The following is a 1169-nucleotide window of genomic DNA, read 5'->3' as shown; positions in this document are numbered from 1 at the left end:
TTGGTCGTTCCGCTGACGCCCCATCATCGCTGCGTCTCCCCGCAAATCCTAACGAGAACGGAATCATACCCCTCGCGCCGACACAACCGAGTTCTTCAACAGCATCGGTCAAACTCGGCCGTTTAAGCGCGGCCGTGTGAAGGTCAGTTCGTCCCCACATTGCGGACGCTCGTCACCCCGCGCGATGTGAGGCGAGGCTGCCGCAGATTGCATGAAGTTCGTCTTCTGTTACCCGTGGCGTTACCCGGAAGAAAATCGGGCGCGGGTCTGCAGAGGCGGGAAATCTACGAAACTCTTACCGGTTAAGGGTTTTAGGTGGTGAGCGCGCTGGACTCGAACCCAGGACCCTCTGATTAAAAGTCAGATGCTCCGCCATACATCTTTGCTGATCCTGACTTCCTTGGCCACTTCGGATCCGAGAAGTCTGCGCTGCTCGGTCCAATCAGACGGCAACTCGGCGAAGCTCGTCACCCCCATGCCCCGCGTCAGCCTACCCTCAACGGCCGCTGTCACCAGATCAGGCGCCAGGAAGGCCAAGGACAAGGTCATCCGAATCGACCGCTCCGACAACCCCTCACGAGTCGCAATAGCATGCGTGCTCGCCACCTGTCCCGACATCAACTCGTCGACCCAGGCCCGCCCGCGGGCGATGCTCAGCAGGAGCTTGGTCCGCGCTTCGGGACGGATTGGTCGGAGGATCCCCTCCCCCGCCTCCTTCGGCACAATCAGATCGCGCTTGCGCGTATGCCGCGGCCGTGACCAGGGGATCAGGATCGATCCCGGTTCGCTCTCCTCGTCTCCCCTGAAGATGATCTCGAGCGCACCGTCTTGCACAATGACCCGCTCGAGGAACCGGCTGACGACATCCGGGTCGGATGCATCAGCTTTAGCCTGAGGCAACCGCGTTCTGACCGCCTTTACCACCGCCTGTTCAAGTTCCGGCGCAGGCACCCGCGAGACAGATCCTGCGCTCTCCTTCCGTCGCTGCAACAGCGCCTGTGAGACATAGTAGCGGTAGCGCGCTCCCCCCTTGCTGACATGGGACCGGGTCATCCGGCGGTGATGTCACGGTAACCTGAGGCGACCGCGAGAAGCCCTGCTTTGTTGAATTCAGGCGAGCACGCCCGCCGCGGACTTCCATGCCGCCATGGCTCGTAGACGGTAGACGT

The 1169-nt window shown here is 61.7% G+C and carries 1 protein-coding gene; it reads right to left on the bottom strand.

Annotation, left to right across the window (positions count from 1 at the left end; genetic code table 11):
• Positions 1 to 360: 360 nt before the first annotated feature.
• Complete coding sequence (locus E4K09_RS19890) at positions 361 to 1053, bottom strand: hypothetical protein (RefSeq protein WP_134499468.1); 693 nt, start codon at positions 1051 to 1053, stop codon at positions 361 to 363.
• Positions 1054 to 1169 lie beyond the last annotated feature (116 nt).

This window comes from Microvirga pakistanensis, assembly GCF_004458765.1.
GTDB classification, from domain to species: Bacteria; Pseudomonadota; Alphaproteobacteria; order Rhizobiales; family Beijerinckiaceae; genus Microvirga; species Microvirga pakistanensis.
The sequence above is the reverse complement of the archived record's forward strand: the minus strand, read 5'-3'. Positions and strand labels throughout refer to the sequence as shown.

Coding starts and splice junctions, on each gene's coding strand:
- E4K09_RS19890 (WP_134499468.1), bottom strand. CDS start 1,053: ATGACCCGGTCCCATGTCAGCAAGGGGGGAGCGCGCTACCGCTACTAT.